Source organism: Pseudomonas sp. Irchel s3h14 (assembly GCF_900187425.1).
In the GTDB taxonomy this organism is placed as follows: Bacteria; Pseudomonadota; Gammaproteobacteria; order Pseudomonadales; family Pseudomonadaceae; genus Aquipseudomonas.
In genome coordinates, this window is record NZ_FYDJ01000004.1 from 200865 (window position 1) to 220616 (window position 19752).

17 protein-coding genes are annotated in these 19752 nt (G+C 59.3%); 4 read left to right on the forward strand and 13 right to left on the reverse strand.

Going from position 1 to position 19752, the window contains the following annotated elements:
- Positions 1-11 precede the first annotated feature (11 nt).
- The 12 genes from CKW16_RS10180 to CKW16_RS10235 form a co-directional block, all read right to left on the reverse strand.
- On the reverse strand, positions 12-1592 hold the full coding sequence (locus tag CKW16_RS10180) for an arylsulfatase (RefSeq protein WP_095128296.1): 1581 nt from the start codon (positions 1590-1592) through the stop codon (positions 12-14).
- A gap of 74 nt (positions 1593-1666) precedes the next feature.
- A complete protein-coding gene (locus tag CKW16_RS10185; protein WP_095128297.1) occupies positions 1667-2695 on the reverse strand; it encodes an HAD family phosphatase in 1029 nt (342 codons plus the stop codon).
- The gene (locus CKW16_RS10190) at positions 2692-4122 is read right to left on the reverse strand and encodes a BatD family protein (protein ID WP_095128298.1); all 1431 of its coding nucleotides are present in this window, start codon (positions 4120-4122) and stop codon (positions 2692-2694) included. The genes CKW16_RS10185 and CKW16_RS10190 overlap by 4 nt, the downstream gene beginning before the upstream one ends.
- Positions 4119-5699, reverse strand: a complete 1581-nt coding sequence (locus tag CKW16_RS10195; RefSeq protein ID WP_095128299.1) for a VWA domain-containing protein — start codon at positions 5697-5699, stop codon at positions 4119-4121. The genes CKW16_RS10190 and CKW16_RS10195 overlap by 4 nt, the downstream gene beginning before the upstream one ends.
- Before the next feature lies 1 nt (position 5700).
- A complete protein-coding gene (locus CKW16_RS10200) occupies positions 5701-6693 on the reverse strand; it encodes a VWA domain-containing protein (RefSeq protein WP_095128300.1) in 993 nt (330 codons plus the stop codon).
- On the reverse strand, positions 6680-7285 hold the full coding sequence (locus tag CKW16_RS10205) for a DUF4381 domain-containing protein (RefSeq protein WP_095128301.1): 606 nt from the start codon (positions 7283-7285) through the stop codon (positions 6680-6682). Before CKW16_RS10205 ends, CKW16_RS10200 begins: the two co-directional genes overlap by 14 nt.
- The gene (locus CKW16_RS10210; RefSeq protein WP_095128302.1) at positions 7282-8220 is read right to left on the reverse strand and encodes a DUF58 domain-containing protein; all 939 of its coding nucleotides are present in this window, start codon (positions 8218-8220) and stop codon (positions 7282-7284) included. Before CKW16_RS10210 ends, CKW16_RS10205 begins: the two co-directional genes overlap by 4 nt.
- 8 nt (positions 8221-8228) lie before the next feature.
- Positions 8229-9209: a MoxR family ATPase gene (locus CKW16_RS10215; RefSeq protein ID WP_095128303.1), complete on the reverse strand. Its 981-nt coding sequence runs from the start codon at positions 9207-9209 to the stop codon at positions 8229-8231.
- Positions 9210-9223: 14 nt separating this feature from the next.
- Complete coding sequence (locus CKW16_RS10220) at positions 9224-10177, reverse strand: transporter (RefSeq protein WP_095128304.1); 954 nt, start codon at positions 10175-10177, stop codon at positions 9224-9226.
- 12 nt (positions 10178-10189) lie between these two features.
- Positions 10190-11593 carry a DUF1254 domain-containing protein gene (locus CKW16_RS10225; protein ID WP_095128305.1) on the reverse strand — a complete coding sequence of 468 codons (1404 nt, stop codon included), beginning with the start codon at positions 11591-11593 and terminating at the stop codon, positions 10190-10192.
- A gap of 27 nt (positions 11594-11620) precedes the next feature.
- Positions 11621-13072, reverse strand: a complete 1452-nt coding sequence (locus tag CKW16_RS10230; protein WP_080932580.1) for a DUF1254 domain-containing protein — start codon at positions 13070-13072, stop codon at positions 11621-11623.
- A 10-nt stretch (positions 13073-13082) separates the two neighbouring features.
- Positions 13083-13514 (reverse strand): hypothetical protein, encoded by a 432-nt coding sequence (locus CKW16_RS10235; protein WP_095128306.1) that lies wholly within the window; start codon positions 13512-13514, stop codon positions 13083-13085.
- A gap of 334 nt (positions 13515-13848) precedes the next feature.
- Between CKW16_RS10235 and CKW16_RS10240 the strand changes: the two genes are divergently transcribed.
- From CKW16_RS10240 to CKW16_RS10250, 3 genes are all read left to right on the forward strand, one after another.
- Entirely contained in the window at positions 13849-16446 is a 2598-nt protein-coding gene (locus CKW16_RS10240) for an S-type pyocin domain-containing protein (protein WP_095128307.1), read from the forward strand.
- The gene (locus CKW16_RS10245; protein WP_095128308.1) at positions 16436-16711 is read left to right on the forward strand and encodes a bacteriocin immunity protein; all 276 of its coding nucleotides are present in this window, start codon (positions 16436-16438) and stop codon (positions 16709-16711) included. Before CKW16_RS10240 ends, CKW16_RS10245 begins: the two co-directional genes overlap by 11 nt.
- A gap of 97 nt (positions 16712-16808) precedes the next feature.
- Positions 16809-18329, forward strand: a complete 1521-nt coding sequence (locus CKW16_RS10250) for a bacteriocin immunity protein (RefSeq protein WP_095128309.1) — start codon at positions 16809-16811, stop codon at positions 18327-18329.
- 80 nt (positions 18330-18409) lie between these two features.
- On the opposite strand, the gene CKW16_RS10255 is transcribed toward CKW16_RS10250, so the two are convergent.
- Positions 18410-18835, reverse strand: coding sequence for a YciI family protein (locus tag CKW16_RS10255; RefSeq protein ID WP_095128310.1), 426 nt, complete (start codon positions 18833-18835; stop codon positions 18410-18412).
- 383 nt (positions 18836-19218) lie between these two features.
- On the opposite strand from CKW16_RS10255, the gene tpx reads away from it, so the two are divergent.
- A complete protein-coding gene (gene tpx / locus CKW16_RS10260) occupies positions 19219-19719 on the forward strand; it encodes a thiol peroxidase (protein ID WP_008150862.1) in 501 nt (166 codons plus the stop codon).
- The last annotated feature ends 33 nt before the right edge of the window (positions 19720-19752 follow it).

A 19752-nucleotide genomic window follows, 5' to 3' on the forward strand; every position in this document is an offset into this window, starting at 1 on the left:
GTCAAGCGGTCTTACTGTGCAGCTTTCATTTTTTCAGCGATTTTGGCATCTACCGCAGCACGGATCTGATCGATGCTGAAGCTGGCCGGTCTCTGGCTGGGTGGATAGTCGACGAAGGTCTGGAGGAACTTCGCCGCTTTCATGGTGGCGATCTCGAACAGGTAGACGTTCTTGGTGGTCCAGTCGTAGTACTGATCGGACACTATGTCGGCACGTTCATACGGGTCCATGCGCAGGTTGAAGACCTTCGGTACACGCAGACACACGAACGGTTCGCTCCACACTTTGAAGCCGCCTGGCGCGCGTTGTTCGCAGAACACTGTTTTCCAGTTATCGAAACGCATGGAAACCAGCATGCCGTCATCGTTGAAGTAGTAGAACTCCTTGCGCTCGCCTTTAGGCTGTTGGCCGGTCAGGTACGGCAGTTGGTTGTAACCATCCAGATGCACTTTGAAGTTGGTGCCGCCCGAGGTGGGTGCCCAGCCTTTAAGGAGTTTGTCCTTCACACCGGTGTCGCCGGCAGCAGCCAGCAGGGTCGGGAACCAGTCCAGGCCCGAGAACATCTCGTTGGACACCTCACCGGCCTTGATCTTGCCTGGCCAGCGCACGATCGCCGGTACCCGGAACGCGCCTTCCCAGTTGGAGTTCTTCTCGTTGCGGAACGGCGTGGTTGCCGCGTCCGGCCAGGAGAACTGGTTCGGGCCGTTGTCGGTGGTGTAGACGACAATGGTGTTGTCGGCGATTTTCAGGTCGTCGAGGGTTTTCAGCAGTTTGCCGACGTCACCGTCGTGCTCCAGCATGCCGTCCGCATACTCGTTGCCGGGCATGCCGCTCTGGCCCTTCATCGACTCACGCACGTGGGTGAACAGGTGCATGCGGGTGGTGTTCATCCAGACGAAGAACGGTTTGTCCGCCTTGGCCTGTTTCTCGATGAACGCTTGCGCAGCCGCAGTGGTTTCGTCGTCGATGGTTTCCATGCGCTTGGTGTTCAAGGCGCCGGTGTCTTCGATCTTGCCGTCGGCAAAGCTGTGAATCACGCCACGCGGAGAGTTGGCCTTGACGAATTCAGGGTCGTCCTTGGGCCAGTACGGACGCTCGGGCTCTTCCTCGGCATTGAGGTGGTATAGGTTGCCGAAAAACTCGTCGAAGCCGTGATTGGTTGGCAGGTACTCATCCCGGTCGCCCAAGTGGTTCTTGCCGAACTGGCCGGTGGCGTAGCCCTGCGACTTGAGTGCCTGGGCGATGGTGATGTCGCGTTTTTGCAGGCCCACCGGGGCACCTGGTATACCGACTTTCGAAAGACCGGTGCGCAACGGTGTCTGCCCGGTAATGAACGACGAACGTCCAGCGGTGCAACTGTTCTCCGCGTAATAGTCGGTGAACATCATGCCTTCTTTGGCGATCCGGTCGATGTTCGGTGTCTTGTACCCGACCACGCCCATGGAATAGGCGCTGATGTTGGTCTGGCCGATGTCATCGCCGAAGATCACCAGGATGTTGGGTTTTTCAGCGGCTCCGGCTGTTGCCGAAATCGCCATCACCGAGGCTGCCACCAGGGCGAATTTCGGTAGCCATTTGTGTATGCGAGTCATCTGACTTGCTCCTTTGCTCACTTGCGTCGCTCAAGCGCGACAAACGTTTTTTGCAGTCCTGCGTAACGCTTTTTTTACTGCACGTGCTCGGGGGCGGCGGCCTCGAAGGGATAGATCCGGCGCCATTCGGCGGCCATATCCACGATAGTCCAGCCACGTGATTTTGCTTCGTCCAGGGCCTTGTCCAGACGACCGATCCGCGATTGACGGTCGTAGGCCCATTCGCGTTTGGCGTCGGTGTGATGCACCAGCCCCATGAAACGTTTGCCCGGCCCGGCGGCGGTCCACTGCAACATTTGCAGGTCGCCGTCGGAGTTGCCGAACGCGAGGATCGGGCGCCGGCCGATGACCGCGTCGATGCTTTCCGGTTTGCCCGGGCCGTCATCGTTGTGGGCCAGTTTGGCGGTGCGCAGGATCGACGGTTGGCCGTCCTTGAGCTGGTAGGCGGTGACAAACGTGGTGCCGATGACTTGTTCCGGCGGGATGCCGTAGACCTTCTCGGCAAAGGCGCGCATGAACGCGGTGTCGCCGCCGGAGACGATGTAAGTCTTGAAGTCCTGGCTGCGCAGGTAGTCGAGCATTTCCAGCATCGGCTGGAAGATCATCTCGGTGTAGGGCTTGCCGGTTTTCGGATGGCGCGCCTGGGTCAGCCAGGTTTTGGCGTAGTCATCGAAGGCTTCGGTGGTCATGCCGGTGTGGGTGGCACCGAAGATTTTCAGGATGCCGTCCATGCCTGACTCGCCCAGGGCTTTGTGATCATTTTCCAGCACTGCCTTGAAGGGCTGGGTGGTTTTCCATTCCGGGTGCTGCGGTGCAGTGCGCTTGACCTCTTCCAGGGCAAACAGCAATTCGAAGTACATCGGCTGCTCGCTCCAAAGCGTGCCGTCGTTGTCGAACACGGCGATACGATCGGCGGGTTTGACGAAGTCCTTGCTGCTTTGATCGGTCACGGCCTGGACGAACTCGATGATGTTCTTTTTCGCCGGGCCGTCGTTCCAAGAGGGCAGGGGTTCGCGGGGCTGGGCCAGCGTCGGCAGGCTCAGCGCAAGGGTTAATAGCAGCGTCAACCCGTAGCGGTAGCGCAGCGATATCGGGTTCGTCATGGGAAATCCTTCTCGTAAGCGAGATTGAGTGGACGCAGTGCAGGTGCGGCTGACCCTGTGTTGCGTTTGGCCTGACTATGCAGCGTAGCCAAGGATTGCTTTAGTTGGCGCAGCGCCTGTTCTTCGGTGGGTTGACGGCTGTAACAGGCGCGCAACAGGTCTTGCAGGCGCGGACCAAGATTCGTCAGCTTCAGGCCCATGCGGCTGCGTCTGGCCCACAGGTACAGGGCGCTCAACTGTGCGGGTCTGGCGTCGATTTGCGCCGGAATTTGCCGCCAGGCGTAGTCGGCGGATTCCAGCCAGGCGGCGCGTCGGACGCGGCGTCGGGCCTGCCATTGAAGGTACGTACGATGGACGAACGGACGGGCAAACCAGCCGAGCAACGTCACGGCCACCAGCAGCGCTAAAAGCACCAGCCCATGCCCGGAGAGATGCACGCGACCTTGCTGACCCAGTTTTTTCAGGTCTTCGGTGATCGAAAACACCGGCCGATAAGCGCTGTTGGCCACGGCATCGAAGGTTACGGCCGGGACTTGGGCCGTGCGGGTCTGTCGGGTGCTGGCGTCCCACCATTTCAGCTGGATCGCCGGCAGATTGTGGCGGCCTTCGGTGTCGATCCGATAGGTCACGGTGTCGATGCGCTGGCCACCGTTGAAATGGCCGCGACCGTCGTCGAGGTTACTGATTTGCGGGGCTTTCGGATAACGGCTGAGGCCGGCGACATCCTCCAGTGACGGCGCGGGCAGCGACATGGCCAGGGCGTCGTCAGCTTGCAGCGTGAGTTGCCGGGTGAGGCTGTCGCCGACCTTCAGGGGTGTTGCCGAGTTGACGACCGTTTGCGTGAAGCGCAGTCCTTGGGCCACGAGCACCGGTTCGCCGGGTTTGAACCCCGGCGGTTGTGTGGCAATGAAGTGCAGTGGCTGGCTTTGGGCGGTCAACGGCGCGCTGGCCTGACCGGGCGTGGCACGCACCGTCAATGCCGGGATGTCAAAACCCTGGGCCAGATTCGGGGTGATCCGGTAGCTGTAGCGCATGCCGTTGAACGACTTGCCGTCGAGCGTCTGGTTCAGGTGTTCGGCATGGCCGTCGGGCGGCATCACCAGTGCGCCGGGAAGCTTCAGGTCGGGCAGGGTGGGCGCTTCGGTGAACCAGCTGTCGGTGAGGACATCGAGATGCAGTTCCAGAATGCCGCCGACCATGACCGAGTCGGCGGGTTGCAGGCGGGTCTGGATTCGCAGCTCCGGTTCAGCGGCCAAGGCGTTGATGCTGATCAGGGAGAGGATCAACAAAGTGCCAAATTTAGTGGTGAATGACCTGGCGCTTTCGCGAGCAAGCCCGCTCCCACATTTGATCTGTATGCAACGCAAATCCCCTGTGGGAGCGGGCTTGCTCGCGATGGGTGCGATTCGGTCTATCAGACGGATCATGGTTTGCCTCCCGCCTGATCCTGCAAACTGAATTTCTGCTTCAGGAATTTCGCCGGCGACGTACTGAGGTTCTGCAACCACAGCGCATCCGACGCCGCTTGCTCGGTCTGAACCGCTTTGCTCTGGCCCTTTCCCGGCGTCTTGTCCATTTTGATGTCGTCGGGCTTGACCTCCGGCGCGTTCTGTTCGGCGCTGTCGGTGTCTTTCTGCAAGGCGATGGCCAAGGCCAGGTTGGCGGTGGCTTCAGGGAATTGCGGTTGCACCTTCAACGCCTGGGTATACGCGGCGATGGCCTGATCAAATTTGAAGCGACGCACGTAAATATTGCCCAGGTAGAAATACGCTTGCGGTGTGTCCAGTCGCGCGAAACTGGCCAGTGCCAGGTCGTAATCGGCGGCGTTGTAGGCGGCAATGCCTTTCCAGTAAGGATCGACGAAATGCGCCGCAGCCTGCGGGAAATGCTCGTGCTCGAAGGCCCAGCGGCCTTGCTGGTCCGGGGTGAAAAAGGCATCGGTCAATGCGTTGGCTTCGGCCGGTGCCGGTTGCAAGCCAATGCACAGCGCCAGTAACCACCCGCCCATCCAGTTCAGGCTCCAGCCCTTGCGCACGCTGAAGAAGGCGATCAGCAGCAACGGCCAGCACAGCCAGTAACCGGCGTCCTTCCAGTGCAGTTCGCGCTGTTCATCGCTGGCAGTCTGGAAATGCTGCTGGGCGTGCAGCTCGATCCAGTCCAGGTCGTCGTCATTGAGCGTCAGGCTGCCCAACGGCGCATCCAACGTTGATCCAAGCTGTTTGAGTGCGGCCTGATCAAAACTGCCGAGTGCCGGACGACCATTGCTGTCGGTACGTGGCTGGCCGTTGGCGTCGTGGATGATCCCGCCGTCCTCGCTGCCGACGGCCAGAATTAGCACTTGCAGCGCGCTGTCGTTTAGTTGCGTGGCCAGACTGCTGAGTTGTGAGGTATCGGCGCCATCGGTGATCAGCAGCAGGGTTCCCGGCGACTCCTCGGCGATCAGCAGGCGTTTGGCTTGCTCGATCACCGCGCCGACATTTTTCCCCGGCTTGCTGATCAGGTCGGTGCTAAGGGCCTGAATGAAAGTGTCGAGCAGGGCCGGATCGTCGGTCGGCGGCAGTACCAGATGCGCGCTGCCCGCGTAGGCGATCAACCCGCTGCGAGCACCAGCGCGACGCTGGATCAGGTCATGCAGCTTGTGTTTGGCCGCTTCCAGACGACTTGGCGGTACGTCGGTGGCGTCCATGGACGGCGACAGGTCGATGGCGATGATCAGTGGCGCACGGTTTTCCAGAAAGTCCGGACGGTCCTGTTCCCATGTCGGCCCGGCAGCGGCGACGGCGCCCAGCATCAACAACGCGCACGCCAGATGCACGGGCCGAAAGCGCTGTTGATCCTGCGGCGTAATCAGCAAATGCGGCAACAAGTGCTCGGCAATGTTGCTGCGCAAACGCCGTTGCACGTCGCGGCTGCGGCGCCAGAGCCAGGGCAACAGGGCGCCGAACGGCACCAGCAACAGCCACAGTGGACGCAGAAAATGGAAGTCACTGAGATTAATCTCCATCTCAAGCCTCCTGCCGCTGACGCGCGAATGTCAGGTGCGGAAGGAGCAGGGCGCCCAAATGATAGAGCGCGAGCAAACCGATCGCGGCCCCCATCGGCCACCAGAACAGGTCCTTTTTCGGCTGATGACTGAGGGTTTTCACTTGATGCGGCGTGAGCTTGTCGAGGGTGCCGTACACCTGATCCAGCGCATTGCGATCTTCAGCACGGAAGAACTTGCCGCCCGTGGCCTCGGCGATTTGTTGCAAACCCTGAAGGTTGACCTTGGCTTCGCCCGAGGCGTCAGGGTCACCAATGCCGATGGTGTGGATGACCACGCCTTTGGCGGCCGCCATGGACGCCGCGTGATCCGGGGTAATGGCGCTGCTGGTGTCGTTGCCGTCGGTGAGCAGGATCAGGACTTTTTCCTGTTCGTGGGCTTGGTCGAGCAGTTTCAGGCTTAGACCGATGGCGTCACCGATGGCGGTGTTGGGACCGGCCATCCCGATGCCGATGTCGTCCAGTAACAGCGACAGACTGGCGTGATCGAGGGTCAGCGGCGCCTGCGGGTAAGCACCACTGCCGAACACGATCAGGCCCAGCCGATCATCTTTGCGCTTGTCGATAAAGCCATGAACCACGCCCTTGACCGCCGCCAGACGGTTGATCTTCTGGCGGTTGGCGTCGGTGAAATCGGTGGTTTCCATGGACTGTGAAATGTCGATGGCCAGCATCAGGTCACGCACCGGTTGCTGGCGCTCGATTGGTTTTTCGACGAACACCGGGCGAGCGGCCGCCAGTAGCAACAGTGCCCAGACCAGCAGGTTCAGCAGCAACTGCCAGCGATTGCTGCGGGTGCCGGCCTGGCTGGGTGCCTGGCCGACGGCTCGGCTCATGGCAGCGAAAAACGGTACGCGCACGGCGCTGCGGGCTTCGCGGTAATCGGGCAGGTAGCGGTAGCCGAACCACGGCAACGGCAAAAGGATTAGCAGCCAAGGGTAATCAAGCTGCCACATGGTGATGCTCCACCCAGTGTTTGCAGGTGGCGAACAGTTGAACGCGTTGTTCGGTCTTAAGCGCCAACAATGCGGCATCAGGTGCATAGGCCAATTGCGCCAGTTGTTGGCTAAAATCCGCCGGTAGCGGCTGCGCACTGTGCCGCACCAAAAATGCCTGCCAATCCTCACCGCCAAGCGCGGCGGGATCCTGTGGGAGCGGGCTTGCTCGCGAAGACGGACTTCCATTCAACATTGATGTCGCCTGACCAGACGCCTTCGCGAGCAAGTCGGATCGCCGCACCGCCGCTCCCACAGGGGTTGTATTCCAATCGGTGGGCATGGAAAGGGCCACGCGTTTCAGCAGTTCCGGGAGTTCGCGCAGGGCATTGAGTTGATCGTCGCTGTTTTGCAGTTCGGCCAGCCGCACCAGCGCCTCGCGCCGATACCGATCCCGCCGCCACTGCCAATACCTCCGTGCGCTGACCAGCAAAACCGCAATCACCAACAGGCAGAGCAACACCCACCAACCCCACGTCTGCGGCGCATAACTGACCGGCGCAGGCAGGGCGATCTCCTTGAGTTGCTCGATGCTCGGGATGTTCGGGTTCATCGCCGACCTCTGCCAAGCTTGCCCAGTTCGGCGCGCAATTGTTCCTGCGCCTCGGTGGCGGTGCTGAACATCATCAGCGGCACCTGACTGCGGCGCAGCAACGTGGCGACGTCCTTGAGCCGACCACTGAGAAAGTCCCCCAGTGGCTGATGAACGCTGCGTTGCTCGACGGCCAGTTCCACCTGTAACTGGCCTTGAGTGATCAGTAAACGGCCGTTCTTCGGCAGGTTCAGCGCCAATGGGTCGTAGACCTGCATGGCAATCACATCGTTGTGAGCCGCCAATTGGCGCATCAACTGCAAGGTGCGCTCACCGGCACCGGCAAAGTCGCTGACGATGCAAATCAGGTGATCGTGACCGGCCACCGCCAGGCAATGCTGTAACACCTTGTCGAGTTGGTCCTCGCCTTCGGCGTCCGGATTGGCCGCGTTCAGTTGCTGATTCTGCTCAGCGATGCGACTGCACAGCGCTTCGACACGCTTACGGCTGCGCAGCGGGGCAATGGCCTCGATGCGTAAATCGTTGAACACCAGGCCGCCGACCCGATCTCCCGCGTGGAACACCATCCACGCGGCCAACGCGGCAAGTTCGGCGGCAATGGCGGATTTGAAACTGCGTTGGGAACCGAAGAACATCGACATGCGCTGGTCGACCAGAATCAACGCCGGGCGGTCGCGTTCTTCGGTGAAGGTACGAACCACCGGTTTGCCGGTGCGCAGCGACGCCCGCCAATCCAGATGACGCAAGTCGTCCCCCGGCTGATAGCGGCGCAGCTCATCGAAGTTCAACCCACGGCCCCGCAGGCGCGAGGCATGGTTGCCGGCGAGAATGCTGCCTTGCGGCTGACGCGCGAGGAAACTCAGGTCACGCGCCTTGAACTCCAGGGCCATTAACTGCGCCAGAGAGACATAGACCAGACCGTCCGCACTGTTCATTTTCAACCTCAGGCCGGAATCGCGACCTTGTCGAGCAGGCGATCAAGCACCTGATCAGCAGTGACGCCGTCAGCGACCGCGTCATAGCTCAGTTGCAGACGATGACGCAGCACCGGATGCACCACGGCGCGAACGTTATCCGGCGAGACAAAATCCTGCCCCTGCAACCAGGCATCGGCCCGGGCGCAACGATCCAGGCCGATACCGCCGCGAGGGCTGGCGCCGATGGCGATCCAGCGACCGAGGTCGGCATCGTAATCGGCCGGGTGGCGGGTGGCATTGATCAGGTCGATCAGGTAGCGATCGATGGCCGGGGACACGTGAACGGCGCTGACTTCTCGACGCGCAGCGAAGATCACCTCCTGGGACAGCGCGAAGCCTTGCACCGCAGCCGTTTTCGCGCCCAGCGCAAACTCTTCGTCACGTAACAGGCGCAGCACCTGGCTTTCGTTCTCCGCGCTCGGGTAATCCAGCAGAACCTTCATCAGGAACCGGTCCATCTGTGCTTCCGGCAGCGGGTAGGTGCCTTCCTGTTCAATCGGGTTCTGGGTCGCCACCACAATGAAAAGCTCCGGCAGTACATGACTGTTGCCGGCCACGGTGATTTGCCGTTCTTCCATGGCTTCCAGCAGTGCAGCCTGAACCTTGGCCGGGGCGCGGTTGATTTCGTCGGCCAGGATCAGGTTGCCGAACAGCGGGCCGGGCTGGAACTGGATCTCGTTCTTGCCATCGATCTGGTGCAGCACCTCGGCGCCGGTGATGTCCGAGGGCAGCAGGTCGGGGGTGAACTGGATGCGGCTCATCTTCGCGTCCAGGTGTTTGGCCAGCGCTTTGACCGTGCGGGTCTTGGCCAGGCCGGGCAGGCTTTCGAGCAACAAGTGCCCGTTGGCCAACAGGCCAAGGATAATCTGGCGGATCACCTGATCCTGGCCGAGCACGGCTTCGGCGATGCTGGCTTGCAGGGCGTTGAGGTCTTGGAACGCAGTCATGGGATGTTCCACTCCTAGAAAAACGCCAATGTCAGGTTGACGCTGAAGCCATTGCCTTCAGGACGGTTCTTGGTGTCGAACTCCGGCACCCAACGTGCGCTGACGCTGGCCTGGGCATCGGCAAATTTACCGGCCCAGCCCACCACCGGGCCGGCGCCCACCGAGCGGCCGCGAAAGCCGTTGAGTGAATCGGCGGTTTGGCCCTTGTCATCGGTGATCTGCTGTATGTAACCGCCGACAACGCCGGCGCTCCAGCCATTGCCGAAACCGTGGGTCCACAGCGCATCGAGGGTGAAAATGTTACCGTTGCGATAATCCGTGGCGTCGTTCTCGGTGTAGAACTCGAGGCCGCTCGACAGAGTGAACTCGCCGCCCTTGCCGTCCAGGTGGGTGAAGGCCACGGTGGGCATGAAGGTGTAAGTGTTCTGGCCGGGGTTGGCCAGACGATCGTCGTTATAGGCACCGGTCGGCACGTAGATCGGCAGGGAAAGCGAGAGGTGGTTGACCTCGTCGAAGTGGTAGCCGGCGGCGATCGGCGTGATCAGCATGTCGGCGAACTGTGTGCCGGTGTCTTCGTCGCCCAGTGTCCGGCCGCGCGGGCCGGTAATGCTGATGCTGACGTCGGTGTACTGCACCGGCACGCCGATGGCCGAGGCGTAGTTCCACCGACCCTTGCCGGTGTCCCAGATATGGGTGAAGTTGGCCATGGTGTAGGAGACTTTCATGTCCAGATCCGCGCCGATCTCACCGGAAATCGGCACACCCTTGCCGCCCTTGAGGTCACCGTCGTACCAAATGCTGGTCAGCGACATGACCCAGCCGGGTTCCGGCGGCACGATCCCGGCATTGGAAAATACCTGTTGCCCGGTGATCGGCCGGCCGACACCGCCCTCGGCCGCGAGGGCCAACGGGCTTGCACCGAGTACGCACAGGGCCACTAAAGGACGCACAACATAAGGCCTGACCATGTCGGACTCCGTTTATTGTTTTGGTTGATTGACGGGGGTCAGCAGCGGCATTTTCCATTCGCCACTGGTGACTTCCGGTTTCGGCAGGTACAAGCGCAAGATCCCGTAGAACGGGCCTTTTGGCGCTGGAAGCCAGTTGCTTTGCAGGTCCTTGGCCGGTGCCTCGTGCTGCACGTAAAGAGTCAGGCCACCGTCGGCGTCGAGCTTGAGATCCGGCAACATCCGCGAGTTGATCAGGTAACGGTTCAACGGGTTGGCCACCAGCAATTTGTTCTTGCCGTCGTACATCGTCAGCGACCAGAACGCATCGGCCGGGGGCAGGGCGCCCTTGTCGAAATGCAGGGTGTAATCGTGTTTCGAGGTGTCGACCGGCTGGCCGTCCTTGTCGACGAAGTAGCCGATGTAATTCGCCTCTTCGGCGGAGTTGCCAAAGATCCCCATGTTGGCGCCGGCGTAGCGGTACAGGTAGTTGCCGTTCAGGTGATCGCGAGTGCCGAAGAAGTCACCGCTGGTGACCTGGTGGGTGTCGACTTTGTCTTTTTTGAACTGGGCGAACTCGGCTTTGGCATCGCTGATACCGTCCTCCAGCGCCTTGCGCTGCTCAGGCGTGAGCGCGTCCAGTTTGAAAGGCTTGCCGGCTTCAATACCGATTTTCGCAAAGCGTGCGAGCAGGTCTTTTTCCACGTCCTGCGCCGGGGCAAACGACAGCATGAAGTTCAGGTAGCGGAACAGGTCGGGCGTATCGCTCATGGTCGGCGTGGGTTTCGGCCAGTCGATTTTCGGCGCAGCGGGCGGGGCTTTTTGTTTGACGTAGTGGCTGAGTGTCTCGACCTTGTAACCCTTCTGGATCTCCTTGACCTTGCCCAAGTCCTTTTCATCGAACAACTGCGTGCGATACAGCGCGTAGGCGATGTTGCTTTCACTGCGCAGCAGCCGATCGATTTCCACCGGTTGCTGGCCTTGCCAGTTCGGCCCGGCAATCATGAAATGCCCGCCGTTGTTGCCCGTGCTACGTGTGCCCAGGTAGGCAAAGTTCTGCGTGTAGGCGTCGATCAACTGCACCGAGTAGTAACGGTGCTCGTCGATGGCCGGCAAGGTCAGCACCACCGGTTCGGCGCGCAGGTCCATCCAGATAAACGAATAAGGCGTGTCGGCATTCGGGGTGACGAAGGCGGTGTCTTTGGCGGTAAACGCCTTGGCAGTGTTGCCGATCTGGTTGAACGGCGCCTTGAAGTTCGGGCTCTTCTTGTCCACGGCCTGGGTGTAGAGGGTCTTGTACATCTCTACCACCGGGAAGCCGTACAAGTAGGCTTCCTTGGCGATGCCCCGGGCTTCTTCCGGGGTGGCGGTGAAGTCGGCCCAGGCGCTGGTGCTCAGGGTGAGCGAGAGTGCGGTGAGCAGCATGCGGTTATTCATAAAACTTCCTTATAAAACGCTTGGGCGTCATTCCACGGCCGTGATGTCGTCGAGTTTCCAGCTTTTGTCGAAATAGGCTTCGGTGGGCGCGTACAGGCGGAAATAGCTGAACCAGTGTTTGCCCGGCACGGTTTGCACCCAGTTGTTCTCGAAATCTTTGGGCGCGGTCGGGCCGAAGTACAGGTCCACCGAGCCGTCGGCGTTCTTTTTCAGATCCTGACGGGACGACAGATCGGCCTTGCGCTGCGGGTTGTCGATCAGGCAGCGGCTGTCGATGTCATAGACGGTCATCGACCAGAACTGCTTGGCCGGCGGGTTGGCGCCGACGTGCAGGCGATAACTTTTGCCACCGTCGAGCCAGTTGCCCTTGGCGTCGGTGTAGGCGCCGAGGTAGGTCTGGCCAAGGCCCGGTGTCTTGGAAACCATGCCCTTGGTGTTGGTCACCGCTTCGTAGAACCAGGCACTGCGTTCCCACAACTGGTCGTAATAAGCCACGCGCTGCGACGGCTCGGCGATGTTCAGCACGGTGTCCCATTGCCGGTCTTTCCAGTACTGGGCGTCTGGAAAACGCTTGGCGAAGGTGTTGGCCTTGGCGATCAGCTCGCCGACTTGCGCACCTTGTTCCAGCGCCTTGCGTTGGTTGTCGTTGGGGTTGAAGGGTTTGTCTTTTTCGATGCCCAGGCTGGCCAGCATGGCCATGTAGAAACGGTCACGTTCGTTGACTGGCTCTTTCTGGATGATCTGGTGCAAGCGCTGCCAATACGCCAGGCCACGTGGCTGGGTGCCGGACCAGGCCTTGCCGCCGGGGGAGAGCAGCTGGGTCTTGCCCGGTTCGGCGCGTTTGGCGTACGGGTACATCTTGAATTGTTCGACCAGTGCCTTGCCCTTGGCCGGGTCCGGATCGAGGACGCGAAAGCCCACCAGCACGTTCATCGTTTCCGACTTGGCGAGGTAATACTTGCCGGCGTCGGCCGGTGGCTCGGCACCCGGTGGCAGCACCAGATACTTGCCCCCCTTGCCTTTGTCCGGGCCGGTCTGGCCCATGTCGATGATTGCGCGTTGCCAGAAATCACCCACACCGCCCGCGGTCGGGCCGGGCGGCAGTTCGATCACCAGCGGGCCGGTTTCATTCAGGTCGACGAAACCGAGGATGTACGGCGTGGTGGCGTTGGCGGTGATCACGCCCAGTTTGTCTTCGTAACTGTTGAGCACCATCAGGTCGCCGCTGTGGGCGCCGAGTTTGTCGCGAAACTCTTCCTGCCACTGCGCGTAGGACACCAGCGGCAAGGCCCACAGGTAACTCTGGGTCGCCTGTTGGAAATCCAGCTCGGCGTAGAGTTTGGCAATCGATTCATGGGCCGGCAGTTCGCCTTCCATCGCGATCTTGCCGATCCGCGTATCCAGCTCCTGAGCGCCGACCCCGCAACTGACGAACATGGTCATCAGGCTGAAACCGGCTGCGCGAATTGCACCGTGCATACGAAAGTCCTTATTTGCCGAACGTGACGTTGATCCCGGCGTACAGCGTGAACTGCGGCAGGCCATCGCCTTTGCGTTCCACGGTCCACTGAGGTTCGACGAATACGTTGAGAATATTTGTCCCGGATTTCCAGACCTTGCCGCCGCCGAACCCGATGGGGATGTAAACGAGACTGATCGGCACGGTGGCGCGCAGCAATTGCGGGACACCAATGAAATCGTTGGGTGCGATGGGCAACGTGCCGCGCATCAGGATGTCGTTGGTGTGGGCATTGGTGTCGTAAAGCTTGGGTGTGTAGTAATCCTGAAGGTTGGCGCCGGGCGCCAGGTTCAGCGGGTTGTTACTTTTGTTGGCCGTCTCGGCGTTATCCGCGTGGGCATAAACGGCAGACGCCATTGAAGCCGCCAATAGAAAGGCGTGTGCTCCCGCATTCTTCGACATGAATCCCCCGTTCCTTCGTGGCTCATTGGACGACTCGGCACTTGACGGCCGTTACTGCGAAATCTCTTTCCTATCAAGCCTGTAGGACACGTCTGTTGACGCTAGCAGCTAACTCGGGGTTCGCCAGTCGAAGGGGGGAATCTTTGGTTTTTTTGTACACGTTTGCGTGAATTTGTGTGTACTAAAAAGTTAATTCGAAACAGGGGGGAGATCGATGAACTGTTGATGTGGTGAGGGCGAAGCCGCTCGATATAAATCCACCCCATATAACTATGTACCGCACCTGACCACCGCCCCATCGACATGCTGTGCCCTACAGACAAGGAGTGACTGTATGGCACAAAACACATTCAACGATGGATCATCAGGGAACGTTGTCATCAGGTCGGGACCGCCCGCTTCGAGTGGTGGTTCGGGCGGCGGTTTCGGTGGCGGCGGTGGGGTTTCAGGCGGCTTTGGTAAAACCAGCAAGGGAAAGCGAAAAGCCCGAAAGCGAGCCATAGAAGCTGATCGTAAGGCAAAGGAACAAGCGAGCGCGCAAGCAGCCGCTCAAGCGCAAGCCGAGGCGACACAAGCGCAGGCCGCCGCTGCACAAGCGCAGGAACAGGCTCGCGTGCAGGCCCGGCATCAACAACTCGCGGGGCTGGCGCAGCGTCATACCGCTGTAAGAGTTGAGGTAGACCAACGTTTTGCTGCCCGGTCCGCACAACTCGCGCCGACCCTGGAACAGGAAGTTCTGGCGGTGCGACGACCGCCCGATAGCCACTCTACCGAGCGCTTGCAGCTTCACACCATCACCAAAGAAAAAAACGGAATCGATGGGCTCATCGCCCGCAAAACTGCAGAGCTCAATGCAAAGAACGCGGTTGCCCGCTCATTCGATGGGCACGATCCGCTCACCCGCACGGCGAACGATTACCTGGCCCGACTGGAGCAATTCGGCGAGGCGCTTGTTCACGGCCACCAGACCTGGGAAAACGCCTACAACGCTGCCCATGAAGCTCGACTGCTATCGGCACAGATAAACGCTCTTACGGGTAAATCCAATGCACTGGCCAGGCATCACGCCGAGCAGACCATAGTCTGGCGTGAGCGGGAGGCCGTCTGGGAGCGTAACCGGCAGTACGCCGAGCAGCGTGAGGCGCGAGTTCGGTTCAAGCAGCAAGTCGATGAAGATGCGCGGGTTGAACGGGTCAGGCAGGCCAACACGCTGACGGCGCCGGCAACTTCGGTGGCCGCTGGCGGCGGAATGTTTTTGACTCGAGAAAGTGTGTTGGTTGCGCAAGACGTCGCCGCTGCACTTGAAAGGGCTGTCCAGGCTGCCATTGACACCCTCATCGATGCCGGGCGCATCGTAGCCAGGACAGGGCCAGTATTCGTTACTGCAATGTTTTATTCGCCAACTCTTGGCAATGGCGAATTGACCACGGAACAACGCCGGCGCTTGTTCCAGGGCATTGGCGTTCCGGTACAAGCTCTGGGCCTTACTGACAGTCGGGCGCTGCAATCAATCGCAGATGCGGGCGGTTCGATGGAAGTGGCGTACCGCCTCAAACCCGAAGCTGTGCCGGAAGGTACGGCGATTATCGTCACAGGCACCGGTGGTGAGGTAGGCGCTCGTGTACCGGTCATCAACGCCGTACTTGACCCGCTGACCGGTGTCTACAGCGCCGAGGTCCCGGGTTCACCGCCACGACTACTGCAGTTCACACCCGAGTCCACGCCTCAAGTCGCCACTTCCGGCCAGGCCAGCCTGGCGGTAATGACGCCGCAGATCCAGGACATCCCGGCAGGTGTCGACTTGCGCATTCAGGATTGCATCGTTTGCGTGCCGGGCCTGTCGCCGATGTACTTGTCCTTCAACCTGCCACCCATGGGCTCAGGCATCGTCACCGGGACCGGTCAACCCGCTGCGAATGATTGGTGGAAAGCCGCAAGCCGAGCCCAGGGTGCAGCCATTCCTGTGCAGATCGGCGACCAATTCCGCGGCCGGGAAATTCAGTCGTTCAGCGCCTTCGATGAAGCGCTGTGGCGCACGGTTCGCGAACACCCGGCGCTTATCACCGAATTCGATGAGGTGAACAAAAAGCGCATCGCACAAGGCTTCGCGCCCTACGCGCCAAAAAGTACCTGGGTCGGTGAACGGCGTGAATTCGAACTGCGTTATCAGGAGCGGGCAGAACTCGGCGCGAACCCCTTCAACCTCGACAAAATAAGCATCACCACACCGCAAAGCACCCAGGGGAGGCTGGGCATCACTCCAGCGGTTCTACCCTGGCCGATTCGTCACGTGGGAGGCGGTACCTGGTCCCCTTTGGTTCCACCAGGCATCGAACATCTCGGGCCAACGACCTCGCCGATCACGCCCTCGATTCCAGCGGTTTATCCGGGCGCACCGGCCATCCCGGTCCTACCGCAAAACGAGACGTTTCCGGCTGTTGACGAAGGGCAGATTGGTGCCAGTATTCCTGGGTATCCGGGGGATATGGAGTTGCCTTCTCCGGATGTTCTGTTTCTTGATCGGCGGGATGATCCGGGTACCGCTACAGGTTGGGGGGCTGATACTTCGGAAGTTTGGCTCGGGGATGACGCAAGGGGTATGGGCGCACCTATTCCTTCGCATATTGCGGATCAGTTGCGATGGCAGGAGTTCAGGAATTTCCATGGGTTTAGGCGGGCGTTTTGGAAGGCTATTGCAGAGGATGTGGCATTGAGCAAACAGTTTAGTGTTCACAATTTAAAAAGAATGCAATCAGGCCTTTCTCCATACCCTTTGGGTACTGATCAGGTTGGTGGGCGCAAAACGTTTGAGCTTCACCACGAAATTGGAATTGCAGACGGTGGGGAGGTGTATGGGATGGATAACATCTTAGTGATGACACCCAAGCGGCACATCCAATTGCACGGAGGGAAAAAAGAAAATGATCTTTAAAAAGAAGTTGGAAGACTATACAGAAGCGGAATTTTTGACCTTTTTACAAGGGTTTATTAATTATCCGGATGAATTGGAAGGAGAAGAGCTGGAGGCTTATCTGGATAGCCTGTTGGTCCATTTTGAGTTAATTACCGAACACCCAGACCGATCAGACGTCATCTTCTATCCCAAGGACGGTCAGGAGGACAGTCCCGAAGGGATTCTGAAAGAAGTCAAAAAGTGGCGGGCAGCCAATAACAAACCTGGTTTCAAACCCGAGTGACTTGCCATCTATGACTAACTGGCACCTGCTCATCAGGAAATGAGCAGGTGCCATTGTCTTCGGAAGTTTGCCAAAAAGACAAAAGGAAGAACCAAAGATGGAACTTAAAGCAACACTCAAGGATTACACCGAGCCGGAATTCCAGGCGTTGGTAAACAGGATTTGGGCGGTTGATTTACCTAAGCAGAATCATGATCAATTGATCAATCATTTCGACCGTATCGTCGGCCATCCTGATGGTGCTGACCTGCTGTTTTACTCAAAAGACGAGTACAACATGAATTCCCCCGAATTGGCCGTCGGTTATGTCAACGAGTGGTGGCAAGGGCACGGCTTGGCCGCGTTCAAGGGCCAGAGTGCAGCTGTGAGAGCGCCAATGCAGCATGTGCCACTGAGTCCCGCGCAAATGGCGCAGCAACACGCGACCTTGAGCCGGGAAGGTGTTCAAAGAATCGTCGCGGGAGTGGCGGCATCCGAGCAAGCGATTGAAGTGTCTCTTGGCCTTCTCGAACAACGAATCAAGCACCTGCATGACCAACAGTCCGATGAAGTGAATATCATCGAGCGCGAGGCGAGTCTTCGAGCACTGGAAGTGGCCGAGTACGAGGCGCGTAAGGCTGCGAACCAGTATGGATACTGGAAATCGGGCGTCGAGTTCACCAAGAGCGTCGCTCTGCGCGATAAGGCCGACGCTCGGTCAGAGCAGGCAATGTGGCAAAGTATCGCGCAACAGATCAGCGCCACCCATGAACGGTACGCAAGGAACTTGATCGCCATCAACCAGCGTCTGCTGCGCTTGCAAGTTCAGGCTGAAGCATTGCTGGTCCTCGCACAGGCTCAACTTGTCCGTCAGCGCCATAAAGAGGGGGTTGGCCCTACTCAGGTGCCCGGTCTGCTTGTCGCATACCTCGCCTTTGCCAAGGTGCGCCCCAGTATTTTGCTCAGCGGTGTCTTGTCGCAGCCACTGGAGACTCATTGGGTGGCTCTGCAAAAATCCATACGTTCAGCTATGGCAGAGTTCACCTGGCAGCTCACTACTGAAACCGACGCTCATACAGGTCAGTACGCATCGGTCCTGCGATTTGAGTTTGTCAGTCGTGCCGAAACCGAGATGTATGGGTTAAGTGTGCCCCTTGCCGAACTTCACCCTATAGAGGGGCAAGACTGGCATGGTCTGGCGAAGTCTCAAGCTGAGGTCGACATGCGCTTCAGAATGAACAGCGGTAGCTACTCCGTTCCACCTAGCAACCTGTCTCGAGGATTGAAACAGAGACAGACGCTGCTACAGATAGCCATTACACCGACCAATGGAACGAAGGTGCGAGTGCGCGAGGCCGTTTGGGATGAGCGTCTAAAAGCTTTCTGCTTCACTACTGACGCAAAAGTACCGGTTACCGTTAGCTGGGTTTCGCCGAACGTACTTGAAACCATTTCTGAGTTGGCACCAGCCCCCGAGAGCAAGTTGGGACTTCTCGTGTCGTTACCTGTGCCTTTGCTAGAGGTGATCAACAACATTGAAGCGATTCAGTTCGATGACTATGTCGTAGTCTTCCCGAAAGATTCAGGACTGGACCCGCTTTACGTCATGTTCAGGGATCGACGTGAGTACCCGGTTTAGCGGGTGAGCGCCAAGCACCCGATCACGTCCGTCGATGACAAGAAAAAATCCAGGACGTGATCGCGCTTCTATGTCGCTATTCAGCGCTTTTTCACCTGCTCCCGCAGCCGTTCTTCCTGCTCCCGCAGTTCCGGTGTGAACTCGGCCCCGAAATCTTCGGCCTCGTACACCTGGCGAATCTCGATCTCGGCGTCGGTGCCTGGCATCGGGTTGGGGCAGCGCTTGACCCACTCGATCGCTTCCTGTTTCGACTTCACCTGCCATATCCAGTAGCCGGCGATCAGCTCCTTGGTTTCGGCGAACGGGCCATCGATCACCGTGCGCTGGTCACCCGAGAAACGCACGCGGGCGCCTTTACTGCTGGGTTGCAGGCCATCGCACTCGATGAGGATGCCGGCTTTGACCAGCTCCTCGTTGTAGTTGCCCATCGCGGTCATCAGTTCCTCGCTGGGCATCACACCGGCCTCGGAATCCTGGCTGGCTTTCACAATGATCATGAATCGCATGGTCTTATCTCCGCTGGATGTGAGTGATTCACTGGCTAGTCGAATGGGCGTCGCTTAAATCGACAACGCCGTTAACGGAAGACCATCGATTGAGCAGATTTGTTTTCGGCATTAATCTCGCCGGTCTGCGACACCCACTAGCCGATGGCTGCCTTTCGTCATGAACACCGGGTTGCGGCCGGTGACGGCGGTACGCTGTACACCGACCCCTGTGGGAGCGAGCTTGCTCGCTCCCACAGGTTTTGTGTTGATTGTCAGAGTTGTATCCAATTTAGGGGGCGAGACATCACAATTTGTATCTGGGCATAGGTCGTCGGGCCATTTCGTGGTTAACTTCGGCCTCTTCAAAATTCTCTACAACAACGTTCAGAAGGACTCCGTTCATGGCTCAAGTCACTCTTAAAGGCTCCCCGGTTCAAGTCAACGGCCAACTGCCACAAGCCGGTTCCAAGGCGCCAGCCTTTTCCCTGGTTGCCGGCAATCTGTCCGACGTGACCCTGGCGAGCTTCGCCGGCAAGCGCAAAGTGCTGAACATCTTCCCAAGCGTTGACACCCCGACCTGCGCGACTTCGGTTCGCAAGTTCAACGCCCAGGCCAGTGATGTCGCCAACACTGTCGTGCTGTGCATCTCCGCTGACCTGCCGTTCGCTCAAGCGCGCTTCTGCGGCGCCGAAGGCCTGGAAAACGTACAAAACCTGTCGACCCTGCGCGGTGCCGAGTTCATCGAGAACTACGGCGTTGCCATCGCTGACGGCCCGCTCAAAGGCCTGACGGCCCGTGCCGTCGTGGTTCTGGACGAAAACGACAACGTTCTGCACAGCGAACTGGTCAAGGAAATCGCTGAAGAACCGAACTACGAAGCGGCACTTGCTGTTCTGAAGTAAGCGCGCTTTTACAATTGTTAACGGCCTGGCCCT